Raw genomic sequence first — 1,114 nt, forward strand, 5'->3', positions numbered from 1 at the left:
AATCACCTGTAGCGGAATTAAAAACCAGTTCCCTACGCAACTGCTCACGATCTGCGATGGCCTAGACAGAATGCTTTACAGTCCGCGTTCACCACTCAACTGGTTTACGAAACGTAAACGCTTGAAGATCTACAAACGCGCGCCAAGCACTCACAATTTTTATCGCTTAGTTAATCACAGTGCTATCGGAGAGTTACGCTTGGACGATGAAGGGAAACCGAGTCACATCGGCATTCTGACTAGCGACGGAGAGGAGATTAACTTCCCTCCAACTCGCGCAGAAGATAAAGGAAAATAACCTGTCAGTGCGGTGCTAAATTTGATACGACACCTTGAGATTTACCGTATCTATTACCATCTTAAAAGAAAACAGCTTGGTGCTTACTATGTTTAATTCTCTTACTTCGTTGTTTAAACAACTTATCGACGGCTCGGATTTGAGCAAAACCAATGCACTGTCGCCAAACATGGCGATCGCATGTCTGCTGTGTGAAGTGTCTGGTGCGGATCATCTAATTGATGAAAAAGAAGAAAGCACAAAGCGTTCTTTACTGATGAAGTTGCTCGAGTTAAACGAGCAAGAATCGGAGCAGTTACTTGCTCAGGCAAAAGAAAAAACGCAAGACGCTACCTCTTTGTACGATTTTACTTCCCAGCTTCGAGAACTCACACAAGAGACTCGCTACAACTTGATTAAGAGCATGTGGGAAGTCGCTTATGCCGATGGACAAATCGACCCACTTGAGGATGCCGTAATTCGCAAAACCGCAGAACTCTTGTACGTTGACCACAGCGATTTTATCCGCGCAAAACTGCAATCACAGTAACGCAGTGACAATAAAACTTGTGCTCAATGCTCATTTTCTACCAATAAAAAAACGCGCATTACGCGCGTTTTTTCTTCAGCCAACGACATTGTTATTAAAATACTGGTCAAGGTATGAATGTGTTTGACAGCTTCTACACTAAGCTACATCCATGACAAAACAACAATGATTGGATGACGAACTAATTACAGCATGGTGAGCGCAAGCTTCGCTAGGTTGTGCGCATCCACGTAGCCCGAGTGCTGACGCCCTTCCCACTCAATCCCTTTTGCTTCTTGCGCAGCTCG

The 1,114-nt window shown here is 44.5% G+C and carries 1 protein-coding gene and 2 pseudogenes; 2 read left to right on the forward strand and 1 reads right to left on the reverse strand.

Going from position 1 to position 1,114, the window contains the following annotated elements; genetic code table 11:
• Together R7M72_RS25485 and R7M72_RS25490 are read left to right on the forward strand one after the other, a co-directional pair.
• Positions 1-298 (forward strand): annotated as a pseudogene (locus R7M72_RS25485) (alkaline phosphatase family protein); the annotation flags it as partial.
• 88 nt (positions 299-386) lie between these two features.
• Complete coding sequence (locus R7M72_RS25490) at positions 387-827, forward strand: TerB family tellurite resistance protein (RefSeq protein ID WP_005454910.1); 441 nt, start codon at positions 387-389, stop codon at positions 825-827.
• Between the two features lie 185 nt (positions 828-1,012).
• On the opposite strand, the pseudogene R7M72_RS25495 reads toward R7M72_RS25490, so the two are convergent.
• Positions 1,013-1,114, reverse strand: a pseudogene (locus tag R7M72_RS25495) (exonuclease); the annotation flags it as partial.

Origin of the sequence: Vibrio sp. YT-18 (assembly GCF_033337345.1) — a bacterium.
Classification (GTDB): Bacteria; Pseudomonadota; Gammaproteobacteria; order Enterobacterales; family Vibrionaceae; genus Vibrio; species Vibrio alginolyticus.

What these genes read in the sequence shown, in the direction of transcription:
- R7M72_RS25490 (WP_005454910.1), top strand. Translation starts at nt 387, where the DNA reads ATGTTTAATTCTCTTACTTCGTTGTTTAAACAACTTATCGACGGCTCG.